This window comes from Nocardioides taihuensis, from assembly GCF_042657275.1.
GTDB classification, from domain to species: Bacteria; Actinomycetota; Actinomycetes; order Propionibacteriales; family Nocardioidaceae; genus Nocardioides; species Nocardioides taihuensis.
The window spans coordinates 97,610-119,014 of record NZ_JBHSKD010000008.1 but is presented as its reverse complement, the minus strand read 5'-3'; the positions used below and the strand labels follow the sequence as shown (position 1 = coordinate 119,014).

Genomic DNA, 21,405 nt, shown 5'->3' with positions numbered 1-21,405 from the left:
GTTCTTTCCTGTGCGGCACGCCACCGGCTTCCCCACCGGTGGATCCACGTCCGCAGGTCCTGCGAGAATAGGGCCTGATGTGACACGTGGGGAAGGGAATGACTCAAGTCGTTGATGTGGATCCGGCGTGTCCGCTTGTCAGGGTCGTAGGTTTTACTTTGGCGGGCGCTTCGGAAGCCCTCACGGCATCGGGTCGAGGCCGTGCCACGGGAAGATCTCCGTCCGGGTCGCGTTGATCGCCCGGTCGAGCCAGGTACCGGGGTCGAAACCCTCCGACCAGTCGCGGAACGCGGGGGTCCGGCCGTCGGTCATCCGGTGCGGCGCGTGCCGGCCGACGCCGTACTCGACGTACTCGCGCCAGTTCTGCGGGGTGTTCACCATCGGGTCGAGCGGCTGCCCGCCGACGATCGCCAGCAGGTGGGTCCACGAGCGCGGGACGACCCCCACGGTCTCGTAGCCGCCACCGCCCAGGGCCACCCAGCGGCCCCCGGCGACCTCGTGCGCGAGGTCGTGGAGCGCGAGGTACGACGCGCGGTGGCCGTCGACGGTGAGCATCAGGTGGGCGAGGGGGTCCTCGATGTGGGAGTCGCAGCCGTGCTGCGAGACCAGCACCTGCGGGGCGAACTCGCGCAGCAGCGGCGGCACGACCGCGTGGAAGGCGCGCAGCCAGCCGGCGTCGGAGGTGCCCGGGGGCAGCGCGACGTTGACCGCCGAGCCCTCGGCGCCGGGGCCGCCGGCGTCGTTGGGGAAGCCGGTGCCCGGGAAGAGCATCTGGCCGGTCTCGTGCAGGGAGATCGTGAGCACGCGCGGGTCGTCGTAGAAGATCGCCTCGACGCCGTCGCCGTGGTGGACGTCGACGTCGACGTAGGCGACCCGCTCGGCGCCCTGGTCGAGCAGGTACTGGATGCCGACCGCGACGTCGTTGTAGATGCAGAAGCCCGAGGCGCGGTCGCGCATCGCGTGGTGGAGGCCGCCGGTGATGTTGGCGCTGTGCAGCGACGTACGCGTCCAGACCTGGCGGAAGGCCTCGACGCTGGCACCGACCACGTGCGCGGCGGCGTGGTGCATGTCGGGGAAGACCGGGTTGTCGTCGGAGCCGAGGCCGTGGACCGGGTCGACGACGTTCGGGTCGCGCCCGGCCTTGGTGACCGCCTCGATCAGCCCGGCGTCGTGGACGGTCGCGATGGTCTCGTCGTCGGCGATGGGGGCGGGGACCACGGCGAGGCGGTCGAGCACGCCGAGCTCCTCGGCGAGGCGCATGGTGAGGTCGACGCGGATCGGCGACATCGGGTGAGCGGGGCCGAAGCTGTACTCCGTGAGGCGGCCGTCGAAGACCACGCTCGAGGGGCCGGAGCACTGCACCATGCTGCGCACGCTACTCGCGCGACGTGGCAGACTGGGCAGGTGCTCACGACTCGTCTCTCCGCGTGGTGGCCCGCCTGACGGCGGACCACCCGGACCCGAGCACCTTCACCTCGTCCACGGCCGCCCTCCGGGCGGCCGTTCGTCGTACGTGCGCCCGGGGGGCCGACCACCTCTCACCACCAGGAGCGCACCCCGTGTCACGCACCCTCTCCCTCCTCACCCCGTCCGGGCGGCTCACGCTCGGCAGCTACCTCGGCGCCCTCGCGCCGATGGCCCAGCGGCAGGACGACGCCTTCTACGGCGTCGCGGACCTGCACGCGATGACCACCGAGCACGACCCGCGGCAGCTGCGCGCGCTCTCCGCGGAGATGGCCACGCTCTTCCTCGCGGTCGGCCTCGACCGGGCGACGCTCTTCCGGCAGAGCCAGGTGCCGGCGCACGCCGAGCTCGCCTACCTGCTCGAGTGCGTCGCGACCACCGGCGAGCTCAACCGGATGATCCAGTTCAAGGAGAAAGGGCGGGGGGTGGAGTCGACGCGGGTCTCGCTGTTCACCTACCCGGCGCTGATGGCCGCCGACATCCTGCTCTACCGGCCTCGGCAGGTGCCCGTGGGCGCGGACCAGAAGCAGCACGTCGAGCTCACCCGTGACCTCGCGCTGCGGTTCAACCGGCGCTACGGGGAGGTCTTCACGGTGCCGGAGGTGGTCACCTCGTCCGGGGGCAGTGCGCGCGTGCGCGACCTGCTGCACCCGCAACGGAAGATGTCGAAGTCGGCAGACTCGGCCGGCACGATCTACCTGCTCGACCCGCCGGACGTCGTACGGAAGAAGGTGGCGCGCGCGGTCACCGACTCCGACACCGGACCCGCGGCGGTGCGGGCCGACCCCGACGCGAAACCGGGCGTCACCAACCTGCTCGAGATCCTCGCTGCCTGCGGCGGGTCGGCGGACGGCGTGACGACCTACGGCGCCCTCAAGCGCGAGGTCACCGACGCGGTCGTGTCCCTGCTCGGGCCCGTCCAGGCGCGGTACGCCGACCTCGCCGCCGACCCGGCGTACGTCACCGGCGTGCTCGAGTCCGGCGCGGCCCACTGCCGCCAGGTCACCGCCCCCGTCCTCGCTTCCGCCCGGGCCGCCCTCGGCCTCGCCTGACCCGCCGAGGTGGGAGAAATGGTCACCCGAGGTGGCAGAGATGGTCGTTCAGGAGCGGACGAAGTCGGCCACGATCCGACCGAGGCGCTCGCCGTCGTCCTCCTGCAGGAAGTGGCCGGCGCCGACGAGCGTCGGGTGGTCGAGACCGGCGGCACCGGGCACCAGGCCCTGCAGGATCGGTGCCATGTCGCGGGTGATCGGGTCGCTGTCGCCGAAGGCGGTGAGGAACGGCTTGTCCCAGCGGCAGAGCACGTCCCATGCCGCCCGATTGGCGGCCGAGGCAGGGTCGTCGGGCTTGGTGGGCACGAGGGTCGGCATGACGCGCGCCGCGACCTTGGCGGCCTCGTCGGGGAACGGTGCGTCGTACGCCGCGCGGACGTCGTCGGCGAGCCCGTCGACGCAGCCGGCCTCGACGAAGCGACCGATGTCGAGCACCTCGGCCGACTCGACCGCGCGGCGGAACATCCACCACAGCTCGGGCATCGGGTGGTCGCCGGTCGGCAGGCCGGTGTTGGCGGCCACGACCCGCGCGAAGCGGTCGGGGTGCTCGGCCACGAGGCGCAGCCCGATCAGGCCGCCCCAGTCCTGGCCGACGAGCGTGACGTCGCGCAGGTCGAGGCGGTCGAAGACGAGCTCGCGCACCCACTCGACGTGGCGGGCGAAGGTGTGGTCGGTCAGCTCGGTGGGCTTGTCGGAGCGGCCGAAGCCGACCAGGTCGACCGCCACCCCGCGGAGGCCGGCGTCCTCGAGCACCCGGAGCACCGTGCGGTAGAGGAACGACCAGGTCGGCTCGCCGTGCAGCAGCAGCACCACGGGGCCATCGGGCGGGCCGACCTCGACCCACGACATCCGCAGCGACCCGCCCTCGGCGTCCGAGACCTCGGCGTACTGCGGCTCCCACGGGAAGTCCGGGACGTCGGCGAAACGGCTCTCAGGGGTGCGGTAGGTCTCCACGTCGATCAGTCTCGCAGGACCAGACCGGCGCGCCGGTCAGCGGCCATCTCCGCCACCTCGCGCGACCATTTCTCCCACCTCGCGTCGCCATTTCTCCCACCTCGGCTACTCGCCGGAGAGGGCCTGGGAGCGGTCGCGGGCGGCCTCCATGGCCGCGAGGAAGGCGGCGCGGACCTTGTGGATCTCGAGCTCGCGGAGGGCGGCGGCGGTGGTGCCGCCGGGTGAGGTGACCTGCTCGCGCAGGACCACGGGGTGGGTGCCGGTCTCGCGGAGCATCTTGGCCGAGCCGACGACGGTCTGGACGACGAGATCGGTCGAGGTGGCACGCGGGAGGCCGAGGTGGACGCCGGCCTCGATCATCGACTCGACGACGAAGAAGATGTACGCCGGGCCGGAGCCGGAGATCGCGGTGACGGCGTCCATCTGCTTCTCCGGCACCCGGAGCACGCGGCCGGTCGAGGCCATCAGCGACTCGGCCTCGGCGAGGTGCACGTCGTCGCAGTGCGAGCCCGGCGCGATCGCGGCCATGCCCTCGTCGACGAGGGCCGGTGTGTTCGGCATGGCCCGCACGACCGCGACGCCCGCGGGCACCCGGGCCTCGATGTACGCCGTGGTGATGCCCGCCGCCAGCGAGACCACGAGCTGCCCGGGGCGCAGCTCGGGGCTGATCTCCGCGAGCAGGTCGGCCATGTCCTGCGGCTTGACCACGATGGCAACGGTGTCGGCCTGCCGGGCCGCCTCGAGGTTGGAGACCACCGCGACGCCGTACCGCTCGGTGAGCTCGCGCGCGCGCTCGCCCCGCTTCTCACCGACCAGCAGGTCGGCGACCGGACGGCCCGCCCGCAGCAGCCCGGACAGGAGGGTCTCCCCCATCACGCCGGCGCCGAGGATCGCGGTCTGGGCCATCGCAGCCTCCGGTCAGGACTTCGAGATCAGGGATCGCGCGAAGAATGTCAGGTTCTGCGGACGCTCGGCGAGACGTCTCATGAGGTAGCCGTACCACTCGTGACCGTAGGGCACGTAGACCCGCACCGACTCGCCGGCGGCCGCGAGGCGACGCTGCTCCTCGGGCCGGATGCCGTAGAGCATCTGGAACTCGTAGCTGCCCTGCACCCGGCCGTAGCGGCTGGCCAGGCTCGAGGCGATCTCGACCATCCGCGGGTCGTGGGTGGCGATCATCGGGTAGCCGTGCCCGGCCATCAGCACCTTGAGGCAGCGCACGTAGGACAGGTCGACGTCGAGCTTGTCCTGCCAGGCGACCGACTCGGGCTCGTTGTAGGCGCCCTTGCACAGCCGCACCCGCGAGCCCTCGTAGGCCAGCGCCCGGCAGTCGGCCTCGGTGCGGTGCAGGTAGGCCTGCAGCACGGCGCCGGTCTCGGGGAAGTCCTTGCGCAGCTCGCGCAGGATCGCCAGCGTCGAGTCGGTGGTGGTGTGGTCCTCCATGTCGAGGGTCACCGAGGTGCCGGCGTTGCGGGCCGCGCGGCAGATGGTGCGGGCGTTCTCGAGCGCGATCTTGTGGCCGTTGTCGGGCAGCGCCTGGCCGATCGCGGAGAGCTTCACCGACACCTCGGCGCCGCGGGTCAGGCCGCGGGCGGCCAGCGACGAGAGGAGGTCGGTGTAGGCCGCGACGGTGGCGTCGGCCTGCTCGGCGTCGAGCGTGTCCTCGCCCAGGAAGTCGAGCGTCGCGTGCAGTCCCGCGTCGGCCAGGCCGGCGGTCGCGTCGACGGCAGACTGCGTGGTCTCGCCGGGCACGTAGCTGGTCACGATCCCGGAGCTCACCGGGAGGATGCTGACGAGCTGCTTGACCCGCTCACTGCGGGCCAGCAGCAAGATGGGCTGGCGGAGCAACGACATGCCCAGAGGTTACTTCCCAGCGCCGCTCCGGCCCCATTCGCCAGCGCATGCCAGCATGGCGCCGTGCCTCCCTCCGTCATCCGCGTGCTCGGCGTGTACGACGCCGACGGCGGCGTGCGCGGCGAGCTCGCCTACGTCGTCGGCAAGGTGCTCGGGCGACGGCACTGCTCCCTGTGCGACGTCACCCACTCCCCGGTGCGCCGGCGGCGCGGGTGGGACGCCCTCGTGACCACGCTGGGCGTGCCGGTGCGGGTCGCCCACCGCAACGAGCTCGGCGCAGCCGAGGCCGACGCCGCACACGCGGCCGGCCTGCCCGTGCTGCTCGGCGAGCGCGCCGACGGGTCCTTCACCGTGCTGGTCGACGCCACCGCGCTCGAGGAGGCGCACGGCTCGGTCGACGTCGTCGGCCGCCTGCTCCGCTCCGCCCTGGCCGACCCTCCGGCCTAGCCCGCTCAGGGGGTACGACGCCGCAGCGTCGCCGCCCCGAACGCCAGGCCGGCGACCGCGAAGGCCATCACGACGAGCACGTCGCCCCACACGTCGGCGGTGTCGGTGCTGGTCGTGAGCGTGTTCATCGCGTCGACGGCGTAGCTCAGCGGCAGCACGTTGCTGATCGCCTCGAGCGCCGGCGGCAGCGCCTCGCGCGGCACGATCAGCCCGCACAGCAGGATCTGGGGGATCACCAGCGCCGGCATGAACTGCACGGCCTGGAACTCCGTGCGCGCGAAGGCCGAGACGAAGAGCCCGAGCGCCGTGCCGAGCACGGCGTCGGCGACCGCCACCACCGTCAGCAGCCACAGGGGCCCGGCCAGCTCGAGGCTGAGCAGACCGGCGCTCAGCGCCACGGCCAGGACCGACTGCAGGGCCGCCATCACGCCGAAGGCGATCGCGTAGCCGAGCAGGAAGTCGAGCTTGCCCATGGGCATCGCGAGCAGCCGCTCGAGGGTGCCGCTCGCGCGCTCGCGGAGCGTGGTCACCGAGGTCACGAGGAACATCACGGTGAACGGGAACAGCGCGAGCAGCGCGGGGCCGATCCGGTCGAAGACCGCCGGGTCGAGGTCCTGGAACATCCACCAGAAGAGAGTCATCAGCAGGCAGGGCACCAGCATCAGCATCGCCAGCGTGCGCCGGTCGCGGCGCAGCTGGCGCAGCACCCGCGCCGCGACCGCCCAGGTCACCCGCGGCCTCATGCCGCACCTGCCTCGTCGACGAGGGCCAGGAAGGCCTGCTCGATGTCGTCGACGCCGGTGCGGGCCCGGATCGCGTCGGGGGTGTCGTCGGCGATGAAGACGCCGTCGCGCATCAGCAGCAGCCGGTCGCAGCGCTCGGCCTCGTCCATCACGTGGCTCGAGACCAGCACGGCGGCGCCGCCGTCGGCGATCCGGTGGAAGAGGCCCCACAGGTCGCGGCGCAGCACCGGGTCGAGGCCGACGGTCGGCTCGTCGAGCACCAGCAGCTCGGGCTCCCCGAGCAGCGCCACGGCCAGGCTGGCGCGCGAGCGCTGCCCGCCGCTGAGGTTGCCGACGACCTGGTCGACCTGCGGCCCGAGGTCGACGGCCGCGACCGCGCGGGCGACGTCGTCCCTGCCGGCGCCGAGCACGCTGGCGAAGAACGCGAGGTTCTCGCCGACGGTGAGGTCGTCGTAGACGCTGACGTCCTGCGTCACGTAGCCGAAACGGTCGCGCAGCGGCGCGCTGCCGGCCTCGGCGCCGAGCACCTGCACCGAGCCCGACGTGAGCCGCTGGACGCCGACGATGGCCCGCATCAGCGTCGACTTGCCGCAGCCCGACGGGCCGAGCAGACCGGTCACCTGACCGGCCGCGATCGAGAAGGAGAGGTGACGCAGCACCTCGTGGCCGCCGCGGTGGACGACGAGGTCGTCGACGACGACCGCGTTATTCATCATGTGTTGAATTATGCCCCTGCTCCCGCGCCCACCGCAAGGTCTGCCCGGTCACGGCAGCGGGCGCTCGAGGTAGCCCTGGATCGTCGGGCCGATGACCGCCGCCACCGCGTCCGGCTCCATCGACGCCAGCGGCTCCGCCTCCAGCACGTAGCGCAGGAGGATCAGCCCGGCGACCTGGCTGGCGACCAGCGCCATGCGCCGCTCGGGCTGGTCGACACCGAGCGCGTCGACGGCCGGCAGCACCACGGCCGGCAGGAAGCCCTCGCTCAGCAGCCGGTGCCCCTCGGGCTCGAGCACGCCGCGGACCAGCCCGAGCAGGTGCGGTCGGTACGCCGGGTCGTCCCACACCGACAGGAAGGCCCGCACCAGGCGCTCCCCCGCGCCGTCGGCCCCGCCCGCCAGCGCCGCGCCGATCACCTGGCGGGGGTCGACGGGCAGCGCCAGCGCCGCCACGAACAGGTCTTCCTTCGAGCCGAAGTAGTGGTGCACAAGCGCCGGATCTACCCCGGCGGCACCCGCCACCGCCCGGATCGTCGTACGACGGAAGCCCTGCTCGGCGAAGAGCGCCCTCGCGGCCTCGAGGATGTCGGCGCGGGTGTCCGGAGCCCCGGGCCGGCGCCCTCGCCGGGCGGTCCCGGGCATCAGCGGCTCACGGTGTGACGACCGCGAAGTGCGTACGGGCGAACTCCAGCGACTCGCGCAGGTCGCGGACGCGCTCGTCGCGGTCGGTGCACTTGCGGGTGTTGATCTCGAGCACGATGTCGCCCGCGAAGCCGATCCGCGCCAGGTGCGCGAGGAACGTCTCGGCGCCGATGGTGCCGCGCCCGGGCACCAGGTGCTCGTCCTTGGCCGAGCCCGACCCGTCGGTCAGGTGGATGTGGCGCAGCCGGTCGCCGAGGCGCTCGGCCATCGCGACTGGGTCGGAGCGGGCGATCGAGGCGTGCGAGAGGTCGATCGTGGTGTTGGCGTAGGGCTCGTCGGAGGGGTCCCAGCCCGGGAGGTACATCTCCATGCCGCGCCGCGACGAGGCCCGCCACGGGTACATGTTCTCGACCGCGAAGGCGATGCCGGTCGACGCCTCGAGCGCCGCGATCCCCTCGACGAACCCGGCGGCGTACTCCTTCTGCCAGCGGAACGGCGGGTGCACGACGACCGTCTCGGCGCCGACGGCCTCCGCCATCTCCGCCGAGCGCTCGAGCTTGCCCCACGGCTCGGTGCCCCACACCCGCTGGGTGAACAGCAGGCAGGGCGCGTGGATCGCGGAGATCGCGATGTCGTGGTGCTCGGCGAGCTGCTTGACCGCCGAGGTCTGCTGGCTCAGCGCGTCGATGCCGACCATGACCTCGACGGCGTCGTAGCCGAGGCTGGCGGCGTACCCGAAGGCGTGCGCGGAGGACTCGGGGTAGACCGAAGCCGTGGAGAGGCCGATCCGGGTCATGGCGAGGTGCTCCCTGCTGTGGTCCCCCGCTGGTCCCCCGCGTGCACGAACCGGTCGATGCGCTCGAGGATCACGCCCTCGCGCAGCGCCCACGGACAGATCTCCAGCGCCTCGAGGTCGAAGATGTCGAGCACGGCCTCGGCGACGAGCGCCCCGGAGACGATCTGGTGGGTGCGGTTGGGCGAGACGCCCGGCAGCTCGGCGAGCGCGGCGTCGTCCATCGCGACCAGCCGGGGGATCCACCCGCGCAGCTCGTCGGCCGGCAGCACCCGCGAGACGAGCGGGCCGTCGTCCGAGGGCGCAGCACCGCAGATGCGGGCCAGGGAGCGGAACGTCTTCGACGTCGCGACCGCGTGGTCGGGGCGGCCGGAGCGCAGCAGGTTGCCCGCGTCGCGGGCGATGTCGGCGCGGATCTGCTTGCGCAGCTTGCGCACCGTGTCGTCGTCGGGGGCGCCACCACCGAACCACTCCGCCGCCAGCCTCGCGGCACCGAGCGGCAGCGACCAGGCCACGTCGGGCGCCTCGTCCTTGCCGGCCGCGATCTCGAGCGAGCCGCCGCCGATGTCGAAGACCGCCAGCCGGCCGGACGACCAGCCGAACCAGCGGCGTACGGCGAGGAAGGTCAGGCGCGCCTCGTCCTCGCCCGACAGCACCTGGATGCGGACGCCGGACCGTCTGCCGACCTCGTCGAGCACGGCCTCGGAGTTGGTGGCGTCGCGCACCGCCGAGGTCGCGAACGCGAGCATCTCCTCGCAGCCCTTGTCCTCGGCCACGACCAGCGCCTGGGCGGTGAAGGCGGCGAGGGCCTCGACCCCGTCGGGCGCGACCGCGCCCTCGTCGTCGAGGTGCTCGGCGAGGCGCAGCGGCTCCTTGTAGGAGTACGCCGGGAGCGGCGCGGCGCCGTCGTGGGCGTCGACGACGAGCAGGTGGCCCGTGTTGGAGCCGATGTCGAGGACGCCCAGCCGCATGGCTCCAAACTACCCGTCGACCCGCCCGAGCACGTCGGGACGGCCGCGTTGCCCCGGTGCGTAGGGTGTGCGCCGTGCCCGAAGTCGACCTCGTCTTCCCCCGCGCCTGGGTCGAGTTCGTCGACCCCTCCGACGGCGAGCAGGTGATCCGGGCCGACCTGACCTGGCTCACGTCGAGCTGGACCTGCATCTTCGGCGGAGGGTGCCCGGGCATCTACGCCGACGCACCCGACGTCGGCTGCTGCACTCTTGGCGCCCACTTCTCCGACAAGGACGACCGCAAGCGGGTCGCGACGTTCGTCGGCCAGCTCGAACCGCGCCACTGGCAGCAGCACCCCGGCCGCACGGTGAAGTCGTCGGACTGGGTGGAGAAGGACGACGACGGCGAGCCCAAGACGCGCACCGTCGAGGTCGACGGGCAGCAGGCGTGCGTGTTCCAGAACCGTCCGGGCTTCGCGGCGGGCGCGGGCTGCGCGCTGCACGGGCTGGCGCTCGAGCAGGGCCGGCACCCGCTGGAGAGCAAGCCGGACGTGTGCTGGCAGCTGCCGATCCGCCGCACCTTCCGCGACGTCGAGCGGCCCGACGGCACGTCGTACACCGAGATCTCCATCGGCGAGTACGACCGCCGCGGCTGGGGACCGGGCGGGCACGACCTCGACTGGTACTGCTCGGGCAACACCGAGGCGCACGTCGCCCCGGAGCCCGTCTACGTCAGCAACGCTCCGGAGCTGACCGAGCTGATCGGCGAGCAGGCGTACGCCGAGCTGGCGCGGCACTGCGAGGCGCACGTGCGCTCCCGCTCGGCGCTGGCGCTGCACCCCGCCGACCCTCACTGAGCGGACTCACACGGTTCTCTCGACATCGAGAAAGGGGGACCCGGTGTCCGTGCACCACTCGCCGGTGGCGCACAATCTGCACATGCGCTTGGACCACCTCTCCTACGCCGCCGGGCCCGATGGCCTGGCTGGGACCGCGAAGCGCCTCGGGGGGCTGCTCGGCCGGGAATTCACCGACGGCGGGGTCCACCCGCGGTTCGGCACCCGGAACATGATCCTGCCGTTGGCTGACAACACCTACCTCGAGGTCGTCGAGGTGCTCGACCACCCGGCGTCCGACAAGGCGCCCTTCGGCCAGGCGGTCCGCGCGCGCTCGGCGCTCGGCGGCGGCTGGCTCGGCTGGGTGGTGGCGGTCGACGACATCACCGTCGTCGAGAAGCGGCTCGGCCGCGACGCCGTCGCCGGCAACCGGCACCGGCCCGACGGCACCGAGCTGCTGTGGAAGCAGATCGGCATCCACGGCCTGATCGCCGACCCGCAGCTGCCGTTCTTCATCGAGTGGGTCAGCCCGCCCGAGCTGCACCCCAGCAACGGCGCCGACCCGGCGTGGTCGCTGGCCTGCCTCGAGATCGCCGGCGACCCGCAGCGCGTCAGCGAGTGGCTCGGCCAGACCGTCGAGGCCCCGCTCGAGGACGTCAAGGTCGACTGGGTCGCCCCGCACGGCACGCCCGGGATCATCGCCGCGCAGGTGCAGACGCCCCGCGGGCTCGTCCGTATTTGACCCACCTCCCCGGGGCGACGCCGAGCCCGAACATCTGGCTCCACCCCGCGACGTACGAGATCGAGAACCGCGCCGTCGACCCCGACGGCCTGCTCGAGGCGGCAATGCGCGAGCGCGCCGACTGGACGGGCCGCACCGTGCTCGACGTCGGCTGCGGCACGGGCTTCCACCTGCCGCGCTTCGCGGCTGACGCCGCCGCGGTGGTGGGCGTCGAGCCGCACGCCGACCTGGTGGCGCTCGCCCGGCGCCGGTGCCGCCGCCTGCCGTCGGTGCGGGTGCTCCACGGCACCGCGCAGTCGTTGCCGCTGCCCGACGCGTCGGTCGACGTCGTGCACGCCCGGTGGGCCTACTTCTTCGGCCCCGGCTGCGAGCCCGGGCTCGCCGAGCTCGACCGCGTCGTACGTCGCGGGGGCGCGGCGTTCGTCATCGACAACGACCCGACACGCTCGACGTTCGGCGCGTGGTTCCGCCGCGGCTACCCCGAGGTCGACCCGGTCGCGGTGGAGCGGTTCTGGTCGACGCGCGGGTGGACGCGCACGCCGCTGACGATCCGGTGGTCGTTCGGGTCGCGGGCCGACCTCGAGGCCGTGGTGCGGATCGAGTTCGCGCACGCGTTGGCCGAGGAGGTGCTGGCCGGGCACGCCGGCACCGACGTCGACTACGCGGTCAACCTCTGGTCGCGGGACTTCTAGAGCCCCCACGCTGCCGCGTCACGCACACGGCTCGGTCACCCGCGTACGTCATACGACCTGCCGGTCAGGACGCGCGAACCGTATGACGTCCCCGCAGGGACGCTCAGCAGCGGCTCGAGCCGCGCACGACGAGCTCGGGGGTGAGCAGCACCCCGCGGCTCTCGGCGGGCGGGTGGCTGAGCAGGCCCTCGAGCGCGCGCACGATCTCGACCGCGACCTCCTCGAGCGGCTGGCGCACCGAGGTGAGTCCGGGCGGCACGACCTGGGCGACCTGGGAGTCGTCGAAGCCGACGACGGCCACGTCACGCCCGGCGGCGAGCCCGCGGTCGGCGAGCGTGTGCAGCACGCCCATGGCGAGGGTGTCGGAGGCGCAGACGAACGCCGAGGGGTGCGCCTCGTCGAGCAGCACCGAGGCGGCCTCGCGGCCACTGGCCACGGTGTCCTCGACCCGGGAGGCGAGGCCGGTGGTCGACAGGCCGCGCTCGCGCAGGGTGCTCGACCAGCCGGAGCGCCGGTCCTCGCCGATGATCGAGTCCTTGCGCCAGCCGATCCAGGCGATGCGCTCGTGGCCCTGGTCGAGCAGGTGGGTCGTGGCCAGCGCGGTGCCGGCGGCGTTGTCGACGTCGACCCAGGGGTGGGCGGCGTGCACGCCGTCCCAGGGCCGGCCGAAGGCGACGAACGGCGCGCGCCGCGCCTCGAGCCAGGCGGCCTGCGGGTTGCCGAGGTAGGTGTCGGTGGCGACGAAGGCGTCGACGGCCGTGGACCGCAGGAGGTCCTCGTAGCCGGATACCGGGTCGGTGGGGTCGCCCGGGAAGAGCAGCACGTGGTAGCCCGCGGCGCTCGAGGTCTCCACGAGCGAGTGCACGAAACGGTCCATCAGTGCGTTGGCCGTGCCCTCCTGCACCGGGGCGAGGCGCAGCCCGATCAGGTGGGAGAGGCGCGTGCGGAGGTTGCGGGCCGCCCGGTTGGGCAGGTAGCCGAGCTGGTCGATGGCGTCCTGCACGCGGGCCAGGGTGTCGGGGCGCAGCAGGTCGGGGTTGTTCACCGCGTTGGAGACCGTCTGCCGGGAGACGCCGGCCAGCTCCGCGACGTCCGCCAGCGTCGGCGGCGTCGCAGGTGCGCGCCCGTTGCTCCAGGCCATGTCGCCCTCCCCGTAGTCCCGGTCGTCCCGGGCTGGATCGATCCAATGGCAGCATAGCGGCGCGGTTCGGTGTGCTGTCGGCGCCGTGTCCTAGCGTGCGGACATGGCTAGAACTCCCCGTCCCTCCTTCCGCTGCGCCGAGTGCGGGTGGGAGACCGCGAAGTGGGTCGGTCGGTGCGGTGAGTGCCAGGCCTGGGGGTCGGTGGTGCAGGCGGCCGCGGCGGTCACCCCGCGCGCCCAGGCGACCGCGGTGACCTCACCCGCGGTGCCGATCGGCCAGGTGCCGGTGGAGGCCTCGCGCTTCCGCTCCTCGGGGGTCCCCGAGCTCGACCGGGTGCTCGGCGGCGGCCTGGTGCCCGGCGCCGCGATCCTGCTGGCGGGCGAGCCCGGCGTCGGGAAGAGCACCCTGCTGCTCGAGGCCGCGGCCCAGACGGCGGCCTCGGGCGAGCGCACGCTCTACGTCACGGGCGAGGAGTCGGCCTCGCAGGTGCGGCTGCGCGCCGACCGCACCGGCGGGGTGCACGACCAGCTCTACCTCGCCGCCGAGACCGACCTCGGGGCCGTGCTCGCCCACGTCGAGGAGGTCGGGCCGACGTTGCTGGTCGTCGACTCCGTGCAGACGATCGGCGCCGCCGGCGTCGAGGGCGTGCCCGGCGGCGTGACCCAGGTGCGCGAGGTCGCGGCGGCGCTGGTGCGGGTCGCCAAGACCCGCAACATCACCACGATCCTGGTCGGTCACGTCACCAAGGACGGCTCGATCGCCGGCCCCCGGGTGCTCGAGCACGTCGTCGACGTCGTGCTCCAATTCGAGGGCGAGCGCACGTCGCGGTTCCGGATGCTGCGGGCGATGAAGAACCGCTTCGGCCCCGTCGACGAGGTCGGTTGCTTCGACCTCGCGAGCGACGGCATCACCGCGGTCGCCGACCCCACCGGGCTGTTCGTGGAGAACCACCACCACCAGGTGCCCGGCACCTGCGTGGCCGTCACGCTCGAGGGCCGCCGTCCGCTGCTGGCCGAGGTGCAGGCGCTGGTCACGCCCACGGCCGCCGAGCGCCCCCGTCGTACGACGTCGGGGCTCGACGGGTCGCGGATCGCGATGGTGCTCGCCGTGCTGCAGCAGCACTGCGGCATCCGGCTGCACGCCCACGACGTCTTCGCCTCGACCATCGGCGGGGCCCGGCTCACCGAGCCGGCCTCCGACCTCGCGGTCGCCGTGGCCCTGGCCTCGGCGACCACCGGGGTCGCGGCGCCGGCCGGGGTGGCGGCGATCGGCGAGATCGGCCTGGCCGGCGAGTTGCGCCGGGTCCGCGACCTGCCGCAGCGGGTGGCCGAGGCGGCGCGGCTGGGCTTCCGCACCGCGGTCGTGCCCGGCCGCCCCGACGGCCCGCGGCGGCCGCGCACCGTCGACGGCCTGCAGGTGGTCGAGGCGCCCGACGTGGGCACCGCGCTGCGCCTGCTCGGCCTCGGGGCCGGGGCGCGACGCCTGCGCAGCGCCGAGGCTGACTGAACCGGCCGTCCACCGTGCGGTGGCGCGCCCGCCTCTCCCGGGCCGGGTGTCCCTAGACTGTGCCCCTACACCGACGTGCAGTGACGGGAGGAGGCGCCGGTGGCAGTGGACCGGTCCGACGAGGTGCTCCGCCTGCGGGCGACCCTCGCGTCGATCGCGCCCGGAACGGCGCTGCGCGACGGGCTCGAGCGGATCCTGCGCGGGCGCACGGGTGCGCTGCTCGTGCTCGGCAACGACAAGACCGTCGAGTCGATCTCCACCGGCGGCTTCGCGCTCGAGGTGCCGTTCACGGCGACCGGCCTGCGCGAGCTCGCCAAGATGGACGGCGCGATCATCCTCGACAAGGACGCCACGCGGATCATGCGGGCGGCCGTGCACCTCATGCCCGACCCGCGGATCCCGTCGGACGAGACCGGCACCCGGCACCGCACCGCCGACCGCGTGGCCCGCCAGACCGGCTTCCCGGTGATCTCGGTGTCGCAGTCGATGCAGATCATCGCGGCGTACGTCGGCGAGACCCGGCACGTGCTCGAGGACTCCGCCCAGATCCTCTCCCGCGCCAACCAGGCCCTCGCGACGCTGGAGCGCTACAAGCTCCGCCTCGACGAGGTCGCCTCGACGCTGTCGGCCCTCGAGATCGAGGACCTCGTCACCGTGCGCGACGTCGCCGTGGTGGCGCAGCGGCTCGAGATGGTGACCCGCATCGCCCGCGAGATCGAGGACTACGTGCTCGAGCTCGGCAGCGACGGCCGTCTGCTCTCGCTCCAGCTCGAGGAGCTGGTGACCGGCGTCGACGCGGAGCGCGAGCTCGTGATCCGCGACTACCTGCCACCCGGTCGCCGTACCAAGACCCCGGAGGTGCTGCTCGCCCAGCTCGAGGCGCTCTCGCCGACCGAGCTGGTCGACCCGGCGGCCGCCGCCAAGGCGCTGGGCCTCGGCAGCAGCGAGCACCTCGACGGCGCGGTCGCGCCGCGCGGCTACCGGCTGCTCGCCAAGGTGCCCCGGCTGCCACCGGCCGTCGTGGACCGGCTCGTCGAGCACTTCGGCACCCTGCAGAAGCTGCTCTCCGCCGGCATCGACGACCTCCAGGCCGTCGACGGCATCGGCGAGCTCCGCGCCCGCTCGGTGCGTGAGGGGCTCTCGCGCCTGGCCGAGTCGACGATCCTCGAGCGCTACGTCTGACCGTCGCCCTTGCCGTGCTTGGAGGGCGGCACGGTCTTGGTGATGTGCTCGCTCTCGGGCGCTGTCAGCTCGAACTGCACGTCCGCGGGCTCGCCGGCGAGCGCGGCGGCGATGACGTGGTACCAACCAGGCTCCGCCCACACCGTGCCGCGGTCGCACGCGTCGTCGTCGGACCTGCGGCCCGACCAGGTGACGTCGACCACGGTCGGGTGCTCGCGGTAGAGCACGACGTCCTCGGTGGGGACGGCGCGCGGACACTCACGGCTCGACCAGATGTCGTCGCGGCCGGAGGTGATCTTGAGGGTGAGCGTGCGCCGCGAGGCCGTCCACGTGCAGGCGTCGGCCTCGATGGTGCGCAGCTCGAGGCCGATCGTCACGTCGGCGCCGCCCACGGCGTCATCGACGACCGGCGTCACCGCGACGTCCTCGTCGGTGCACGGCCCGCTGGGGGTGGGGAGCGGCTCGGGCTTGTCCTTCTGCTTGCGGTCGGACCGGTCACCCGCCCGCTCGCCCCGCTCGCGCTGCGGGCGGGTGTCGCCGCTGACCTCGGAGGTCGGGTCGGCCGCGGCGGGGGCCACGGCACCGTCGGAGGAGGGGGCGGGGTCGTCGCCGCCCACGACCAGGCGGCCGACGGCGAAGACCAGCAGCATCGCCGTCCCGAGCACCATCACCCGGCGACGCCAGTAGACGCGCGCGGGCAACCTCCCCCTGGTCTGCGACGTCATGCGCCAACGCTAGTGAGACGCCGGCGGTGAGCCGGGTTGCCACACCGGGCGGGGGCGGGACGACGAGGGTCAGTCGTCACCCGCAGCGTCGACCAGCCGCCGCCCCAGCGTCCGCACCGCCGCCCGCAGCTCCGGCGGCTCCACCACCCGGAACGGCGCGTCGAGCGCGCCCAGCGAGGTGACCAGCTGCGCGGCGTACCAGACGGGCTCCTCGGTCGAGGCGACCACCCGGCTGAGACCGTCCCCGCGCGGCTCGACCCGGCCCAGGCTGCGCGAGAGGCAGCGCTCGACGTCCGCGACCGGAGCGTCGACCTCCACCTCGATCCGGTGGCGCCAGCCCTGCGCGAGGTGCTCCTCGAGCGCCCGCACCGGGTCGAGGCCGTCGGGCGGGGTGAAGTCCTCGGCGAGCACCTCGACCTCGCCGATCCGGTCGATCCGGAGCACCCGCCGCGCGTCCGCGGTGTGCGACCAGCAGAGCAGGTACCACTTCGCGTGGCGGACGACCACCGCCCACGGGTCGACGTCCATCGTCCGGTCGCGGCTGCGGCCGAGGCGGTAGAGCAGCCGCAGGCGCCGGTGCGCGGCGCACGACTGCACCAGCTGCGCGGTGGTCGCCGTCGACGGCGTCACCGCGCCCCGGTCGGGGCTGCGACTGCTCACGGCGCGGACCGCGGTGACGGGGTCGGCGACCGGCTCGGGAAGCACGCGGATGATCTTGCCCAGCGCGCTGCCGACGGGGTCGTCGGCGTCACCGGCGCCGTGGTTGCCCTCGAGCACCGCCATCACCAGCGCCAGCGCCTCCGGCGTGGTGAACATCAGCGGCGGCACGCGGTGGCCGCGTCCGATGCGGTACCCGCCGTAGCGGCCGCGCTCGGAGGTGATCGGCACGCCCGCGTCGCGCAGGATGCCGACGTAGCGCCGGATCGCGCGGTCGGAGACCTCGAGCCGGGACGCCAGGCGCTCGGCGGTGATGCCGGGGTGGTCCTGCACCAGCTCGAGCACGACGAGCGCGCGGGCCGTGGGGCTGGTCGGAGCGGTCGGCGGCAGCACGTCGGCGATCCTGTCACGACTTGCGGAAGCCGTTCGTCCGGAATCGGTCCTACGGTCCTGCCATGGCCAACGACGCGCCCCTGACCGGACCGCCCGTCGCGGGCTCCGAGGTGGACACCCTGCTCGGAGCCCTCGAACGCAACCGCCGCACCTTCGCCTGGAAGTGCGGCGGGCTCGACGCCGCCGGCACCGGCGCGCGGCTCGCGCCCTCCTCGATGACCCTCGGCGGGCTGCTCAAGCACCTCGCGCTGGTGGAGGACGACATGTTCACCCACGCGCTGCTCGGCCGCCCGATGCCGGAGCCGTGGACCGGGGTCGACTTCGAGGCCGACCCCGACTGGGAGTGGCGCACCGGCGCGCAGGACGACCCGGCCGAGGTGCTCGCGCTGTGGGAGGCGGCCGTGGCCCGGTCGCGGGCGGCGGTCGCGGAGGCGCTGGCCGACGGCGGGCTCGGGCGGCTGGTCGTCCAGACCCGCTGGTCCGAGCGGCAGAGCCTGCGCCGGCAGCTGGTGGACCTCGTCGAGGAGTACGCCCGCCACACGGGGCATGCCGACCTGATCCGCGAGTCGGTCGACGGGCTGGTCGGCGAGGACGCGCCACGCCCCTGACCGGGCGCCGACCGCGGACACCCGCCCAGCTCGCGGAGTGGCGCTGCCTAGGATCGGCGGCGATGAGCGACCTGCACGCGCCCCTGCTCGCCTGGTACGACGAGCACGCGCGCGACCTGCCGTGGCGGCGGCCCGAGGCGAGCCCGTGGTCGGTGATGGTCTCGGAGTTCATGCTCCAGCAGACGCCGGTCGTGCGCGTGCTGCCCGTGCACGAGCGGTGGCTGGCCACCTGGCCGACGCCGGCCGACCTGGCCGCCGAGCCCGCGGGCGAGGCGGTGCGGGCGTGGGGGCGCCTGGGCTACCCGCGCCGCGCCCTGCGGCTGCACGCGGCCGCGGGCGCCATCGTGGAGCGGCACGACGGCGAGGTCCCCGCGTCGTACGACGACCTGCTGGCGCTGCCGGGCGTCGGCGACTACACCGCCGCCGCGATCGCGGCCTTCGCCTTCGGCCAGCGCCAGGTGGTGCTCGACACCAACGTGCGCCGGGTGCTGGGCCGGGCGGTCGGCGGCGTCGAGTTCCCGGCCGCCTCGGTCACGCGCGCCGAGCGCGACCGGGCGGAGGCGGTGCTGCCCGACGAGCCGCTCGCGGCCACGTGGTCGGTCGCGGTCATGGAGCTCGGCGCCCTCGTCTGCACGGCCACCTCGCCGCGCTGCGACGCCTGCCCCGTCGCCGACCTGTGCACGTGGCGCGCCGCCGGCCACCCCGCGTACGACGGGCCGCCCCGCAAGGTGCAGGCCTGGGCCGGCACCGACCGGCAGTGCCGCGGGCGCCTCCTCGGCGCGGTGCGCGACACTGACGGCCCCGTGCACGTCAGCCGCCTCGAGGCGGCGTGGCCGGAGGCGGCGCAGCGCGAGCGCTGCCTGGCCGCGCTCGTGGCCGACGGCCTGCTGGTGCGCGCCGGGGAGTCGGCCTACGCCCTGCCCTGAGCGCCCGCACGGCCGGTGATCGCGGCGGCGGCGTCGGCAACGTCGCGGACCACCCGCTCCCCGTCGGGGTCGTCGGGAGCAAGCGGGAGGTCGAGGAGCAGGCCCATGAAGGTGGCGTCGATCAGGTTCGCGGCGCGGCGCGCGGCCCGGCGTTCGGCCCCGGCGTCGACCAGGTGGTCGGCGAGCGCGCCGGTCCACCGCTCGTTGGCCTCCTGCACGACGGTCACGTAGGGCTCGCGGCCGAGGAGACCGAGGGCCGCTGCCTCGGCGTACACCCGCGAGCACTGGTCGAGGGGCGCCGACTTCATCGCCTGCCACACGTCGAGCACGGTGGCGCGCACGCCCCGCCGCACGGGGCGGGCGCGCAGCAGGTCGACGGATCGGTCGGACGACTGGCTGATCACCGCCGCGATCAGGTCGTCCTTGCTGTCGAAGTGGTAGAGCAGCATCCGGTCGCTGGTGCCGATCTCGGCCGCCAGCGGTCGCAGGCTGAGACCGATCAGGCCGTGCTCGAGCACGTAGTCGGTGGCCGCGTCCGCCAACGCCTGGCGTCGCCCCGTGTCGCGCGTCATGTCACCTCCGCTTGGGTCCACCATGTAGCAAGTGCTACATTTGTAGCAACTGCTACAACAACGAGGAGTGAACCATCATGTTCGTCGCGTGGGGCCTGCTGCTGTCGGCCATCGGTGTGGAGGTGGCCGCGACGGCCGCCCTGCCGAGGACGGAGGGCTTCCGCAACCCTGGCTGGACCGCCCTGGTCGTGGCGGGGTACGCGCTGTCGATCTGGGTGCTCACCCTCGTCATCCGCGAGATCCCCGTCTCCACGACGTACGCCGTGTGGTCGGGGCTCGGCACCGCCGGCATCGCGATCATCGGCGTCGCGCTGCTCGGCGAGCAGCTCGACGTGCTCAAGGCCTCGGCCCTGCTGATGATCATCGGTGGCGTCGTCGTGCTCAACATCCAGGGCGCGCACTGACGGTCACGAGCCGAAGCGGCGCTGGAGGTCGGCGTACGGGATCACCCCGTCGAGGAACCCGAGCGTGCCGGTCTCGAGCAGCTCGCGACCGGCCCGCTCGAGGCCGCTCAGGGCGGCGCGGGCCAGGCTCCCGCCGAGGCTGACCCGTGTCACCCCGAGCGAGAACAGCGTGGGGGCGTCGATGGTGTTCGCCAGGCCGGCCACGATGTTGAGCGGTCCGGGCACGGCCTCGGCGAGCCGGCGGATCGCCTCGGCCTCGACCACGCCGGGCACGAACACGCAGTCGGCGCCTGCCTCGACGTAGCGGGTCGCCCGCTCGACCGCCTCGTCGAAGGGGTCCCCGGCCGTGCCCGTGAAGTAGGTGTCGGTGCGGGCGTTCAGCACGAACGTGCCGCGCGGCGCGGCGGCCCGGGCGGCCACCACCCGCTCCACGGCCTCGTCCAGCTCGAACAGCCGGCCCTGCGCGGCGTCCTCGAGGTTGCCGCCCACGGCACCGAGCTCGACCGCCCCGGCGACGGTGCGGGCGACCTCGTCCGCGGTGTCGCCGTACCCGGCCTCGAGGTCCGCGGTGACCGGCACGCCGACGGCGGCCACGATCCGGCCGACGTGCTCGAGCATCGTGTCGCGGTCGATCGCGCCCCCGTCGGGGACGCCGCAGGCCCAGGCGATGCCCGCGCTCGTCGTGGCCACGGCCGGGAAGCCGACCTGCTCGAGGATGCGGGCGGAGCCCGCGTCCCAGGCGTTGGGGAGCACGAAGCCGGGGCCGTCGTGCAGGGCGAGCAGCGCTGCCGCCTTGTCGTTCGTCGAGGGGTGTCCGGTGGCCATGGGTCAAGCCTCGCACCGGTCGGGTTGACTGGCACGGTGGACACCGACGCAGACCAGATCACCAAGACCGAGCTCCTCGCGTGGCTGGGCGCCCGGCGCCGGCAGGTCGCCGAGCAGTTCCAGGCCATGCCCGCCGAGGCCAGGCGGCACTCGCAGGTGCCGTCGGGCTGGACGGCCCGGGGCCTGGTCCGGCACCTGGCGCTCGACGTGGAGCGGGTCTGGTTCCGGGCGGTCATGGCCGGCGAGCAGGTCGAGCTGCCCGAGGGGTACGCCGGCTGGACCGCGCCCGACGACGTCAGCGACGAGGAGCTGCTCGAGCTGTACGGCAACGAGTGCGAGCAGGCCAACGCGGCGATCGCGGACCTGAGCCTCGACGCGCCCCCGGTGTGGTGGTTCGAGGGCGCCGGCCACGCGCCGTACACCACCCTGCGCGAGGTGCTGCTGCACGTGCTCGTCGAGACCGCGACCCACGCCGGCCACCTCGACATCTGCCGCGAGCTCGTCGACGGCGGCCAGCGCCTCGTGCTCGACGAGCCCTGAGACCCGAAATCACGCTGACCCGCCGTCAACCAACGGCGGG

General features: G+C 73.8%; 25 protein-coding genes. 11 read left to right on the top strand and 14 right to left on the bottom strand.

What is annotated here, in order from left to right:
* Window positions 1-180: 180 nt before the first annotated feature.
* Window positions 181-1,365, bottom strand: coding sequence for an acetoin utilization protein AcuC (locus tag ACFPGP_RS08395; protein WP_378589180.1), 1,185 nt, complete (start codon window positions 1,363-1,365; stop codon window positions 181-183).
* A gap of 194 nt (window positions 1,366-1,559) precedes the next feature.
* Between ACFPGP_RS08395 and trpS the strand changes: the two genes are divergently transcribed.
* Window positions 1,560-2,516 carry a tryptophan--tRNA ligase gene (gene trpS / locus ACFPGP_RS08390; RefSeq protein ID WP_378589178.1) on the top strand — a complete coding sequence of 319 codons (957 nt, stop codon included), beginning with the start codon at window positions 1,560-1,562 and terminating at the stop codon, window positions 2,514-2,516.
* Window positions 2,517-2,564: 48 nt separating this feature from the next.
* Here the strand turns inward: trpS and ACFPGP_RS08385 are convergent, their stop codons facing one another.
* From ACFPGP_RS08385 to ACFPGP_RS08375, 3 genes are all read right to left on the bottom strand, one after another.
* A complete protein-coding gene (locus tag ACFPGP_RS08385) occupies window positions 2,565-3,470 on the bottom strand; it encodes a haloalkane dehalogenase (protein ID WP_378589176.1) in 906 nt (301 codons plus the stop codon).
* Window positions 3,471-3,575: 105 nt separating this feature from the next.
* Window positions 3,576-4,376: a pyrroline-5-carboxylate reductase gene (gene proC, locus ACFPGP_RS08380; RefSeq protein WP_378589174.1), complete on the bottom strand. Its 801-nt coding sequence runs from the start codon at window positions 4,374-4,376 to the stop codon at window positions 3,576-3,578.
* A 12-nt stretch (window positions 4,377-4,388) separates the two neighbouring features.
* Window positions 4,389-5,324 carry a proline dehydrogenase family protein gene (locus ACFPGP_RS08375; RefSeq protein ID WP_465263256.1) on the bottom strand — a complete coding sequence of 312 codons (936 nt, stop codon included), beginning with the start codon at window positions 5,322-5,324 and terminating at the stop codon, window positions 4,389-4,391.
* A 63-nt stretch (window positions 5,325-5,387) separates the two neighbouring features.
* Here ACFPGP_RS08375 and ACFPGP_RS08370 point away from each other — a divergent pair, with 63 nt between their 5' ends.
* On the top strand, window positions 5,388-5,771 hold the full coding sequence (locus ACFPGP_RS08370) for a hypothetical protein (RefSeq protein WP_378589172.1): 384 nt from the start codon (window positions 5,388-5,390) through the stop codon (window positions 5,769-5,771).
* A 5-nt stretch (window positions 5,772-5,776) separates the two neighbouring features.
* On the opposite strand, the gene ACFPGP_RS08365 is transcribed toward ACFPGP_RS08370, so the two are convergent.
* The 5 genes from ACFPGP_RS08365 to ACFPGP_RS08345 are packed head-to-tail and all read right to left on the bottom strand — an operon-like array spanning window position 5,777 to window position 9,636.
* Entirely contained in the window at window positions 5,777-6,514 is a 738-nt protein-coding gene (locus ACFPGP_RS08365) for an ABC transporter permease (RefSeq protein ID WP_378589171.1), read from the bottom strand.
* Window positions 6,511-7,230 (bottom strand): ABC transporter ATP-binding protein, encoded by a 720-nt coding sequence (locus ACFPGP_RS08360; protein ID WP_378589169.1) that lies wholly within the window; start codon window positions 7,228-7,230, stop codon window positions 6,511-6,513. Before ACFPGP_RS08360 ends, ACFPGP_RS08365 begins: the two co-directional genes overlap by 4 nt.
* Window positions 7,231-7,278: 48 nt before the next feature.
* Entirely contained in the window at window positions 7,279-7,872 is a 594-nt protein-coding gene (locus ACFPGP_RS08355; protein ID WP_378589168.1) for a TetR/AcrR family transcriptional regulator, read from the bottom strand.
* A 7-nt stretch (window positions 7,873-7,879) separates the two neighbouring features.
* Window positions 7,880-8,668 carry a sugar phosphate isomerase/epimerase family protein gene (locus ACFPGP_RS08350; RefSeq protein WP_378589167.1) on the bottom strand — a complete coding sequence of 263 codons (789 nt, stop codon included), beginning with the start codon at window positions 8,666-8,668 and terminating at the stop codon, window positions 7,880-7,882.
* Complete coding sequence (locus tag ACFPGP_RS08345; RefSeq protein WP_378589165.1) at window positions 8,665-9,636, bottom strand: Ppx/GppA family phosphatase; 972 nt, start codon at window positions 9,634-9,636, stop codon at window positions 8,665-8,667. Before ACFPGP_RS08345 ends, ACFPGP_RS08350 begins: the two co-directional genes overlap by 4 nt.
* Window positions 9,637-9,710: 74 nt before the next feature.
* On the opposite strand from ACFPGP_RS08345, the gene ACFPGP_RS08340 reads away from it, so the two are divergent.
* The 3 genes from ACFPGP_RS08340 (at window position 9,711) to ACFPGP_RS08330 (ending at window position 11,885) form a co-directional block, all read left to right on the top strand.
* Window positions 9,711-10,472: a DUF3109 family protein gene (locus ACFPGP_RS08340; RefSeq protein WP_378589163.1), complete on the top strand. Its 762-nt coding sequence runs from the start codon at window positions 9,711-9,713 to the stop codon at window positions 10,470-10,472.
* Window positions 10,473-10,554: 82 nt separating this feature from the next.
* Complete coding sequence (locus ACFPGP_RS08335) at window positions 10,555-11,193, top strand: VOC family protein (RefSeq protein WP_378589162.1); 639 nt, start codon at window positions 10,555-10,557, stop codon at window positions 11,191-11,193.
* Entirely contained in the window at window positions 11,190-11,885 is a 696-nt protein-coding gene (locus ACFPGP_RS08330; RefSeq protein WP_378589161.1) for a class I SAM-dependent methyltransferase, read from the top strand. Before ACFPGP_RS08335 ends, ACFPGP_RS08330 begins: the two co-directional genes overlap by 4 nt.
* Window positions 11,886-11,988: 103 nt before the next feature.
* Here the strand turns inward: ACFPGP_RS08330 and ACFPGP_RS08325 are convergent, their stop codons facing one another.
* A complete protein-coding gene (locus ACFPGP_RS08325; protein WP_378589160.1) occupies window positions 11,989-13,026 on the bottom strand; it encodes a LacI family DNA-binding transcriptional regulator in 1,038 nt (345 codons plus the stop codon).
* A 103-nt stretch (window positions 13,027-13,129) separates the two neighbouring features.
* Here ACFPGP_RS08325 and radA point away from each other — a divergent pair, with 103 nt between their 5' ends.
* Together radA and disA are read left to right on the top strand one after the other, a co-directional pair.
* Window positions 13,130-14,533, top strand: a complete 1,404-nt coding sequence (radA, locus tag ACFPGP_RS08320; protein ID WP_378589158.1) for a DNA repair protein RadA — start codon at window positions 13,130-13,132, stop codon at window positions 14,531-14,533.
* Window positions 14,534-14,632: 99 nt separating this feature from the next.
* Window positions 14,633-15,715, top strand: a complete 1,083-nt coding sequence (gene disA / locus ACFPGP_RS08315; protein ID WP_378589157.1) for a DNA integrity scanning diadenylate cyclase DisA — start codon at window positions 14,633-14,635, stop codon at window positions 15,713-15,715.
* Here the strand turns inward: disA and ACFPGP_RS08310 are convergent.
* Together ACFPGP_RS08310 and ACFPGP_RS08305 are read right to left on the bottom strand one after the other, a co-directional pair.
* Window positions 15,706-16,440 carry a hypothetical protein gene (locus tag ACFPGP_RS08310; protein ID WP_378589156.1) on the bottom strand — a complete coding sequence of 245 codons (735 nt, stop codon included), beginning with the start codon at window positions 16,438-16,440 and terminating at the stop codon, window positions 15,706-15,708. The genes disA and ACFPGP_RS08310 overlap by 10 nt on opposite strands.
* A 69-nt stretch (window positions 16,441-16,509) precedes the next feature.
* The gene (locus ACFPGP_RS08305) at window positions 16,510-17,490 is read right to left on the bottom strand and encodes a helix-turn-helix transcriptional regulator (RefSeq protein WP_378589154.1); all 981 of its coding nucleotides are present in this window, start codon (window positions 17,488-17,490) and stop codon (window positions 16,510-16,512) included.
* Between the two features lie 62 nt (window positions 17,491-17,552).
* On the opposite strand from ACFPGP_RS08305, the gene ACFPGP_RS08300 reads away from it, so the two are divergent.
* Both ACFPGP_RS08300 and ACFPGP_RS08295 read left to right on the top strand, forming a co-directional pair.
* A complete protein-coding gene (locus tag ACFPGP_RS08300) occupies window positions 17,553-18,098 on the top strand; it encodes a mycothiol transferase (RefSeq protein WP_378589152.1) in 546 nt (181 codons plus the stop codon).
* Window positions 18,099-18,160: 62 nt separating this feature from the next.
* Entirely contained in the window at window positions 18,161-19,024 is an 864-nt protein-coding gene (locus tag ACFPGP_RS08295) for an HhH-GPD family protein (RefSeq protein ID WP_378589151.1), read from the top strand.
* Here the strand turns inward: ACFPGP_RS08295 and ACFPGP_RS08290 are convergent.
* Entirely contained in the window at window positions 19,009-19,596 is a 588-nt protein-coding gene (locus tag ACFPGP_RS08290; RefSeq protein ID WP_378589149.1) for a TetR/AcrR family transcriptional regulator, read from the bottom strand. The two genes, ACFPGP_RS08295 and ACFPGP_RS08290, sit on opposite strands and share 16 nt — an antisense overlap.
* A 77-nt stretch (window positions 19,597-19,673) precedes the next feature.
* Between ACFPGP_RS08290 and ACFPGP_RS08285 the strand changes: the two genes are divergently transcribed.
* Window positions 19,674-20,000 carry a DMT family transporter gene (locus tag ACFPGP_RS08285; RefSeq protein WP_378589148.1) on the top strand — a complete coding sequence of 109 codons (327 nt, stop codon included), beginning with the start codon at window positions 19,674-19,676 and terminating at the stop codon, window positions 19,998-20,000.
* 3 nt (window positions 20,001-20,003) lie between these two features.
* Here ACFPGP_RS08285 and ACFPGP_RS08280 read toward each other — a convergent pair whose 3' ends face one another.
* On the bottom strand, window positions 20,004-20,825 hold the full coding sequence (locus ACFPGP_RS08280; RefSeq protein ID WP_378589146.1) for an isocitrate lyase/PEP mutase family protein: 822 nt from the start codon (window positions 20,823-20,825) through the stop codon (window positions 20,004-20,006).
* Between the two features lie 36 nt (window positions 20,826-20,861).
* Between ACFPGP_RS08280 and ACFPGP_RS08275 the strand changes: the two genes are divergently transcribed.
* On the top strand, window positions 20,862-21,365 hold the full coding sequence (locus tag ACFPGP_RS08275) for a DinB family protein (protein WP_378589145.1): 504 nt from the start codon (window positions 20,862-20,864) through the stop codon (window positions 21,363-21,365).
* Window positions 21,366-21,405 lie beyond the last annotated feature (40 nt).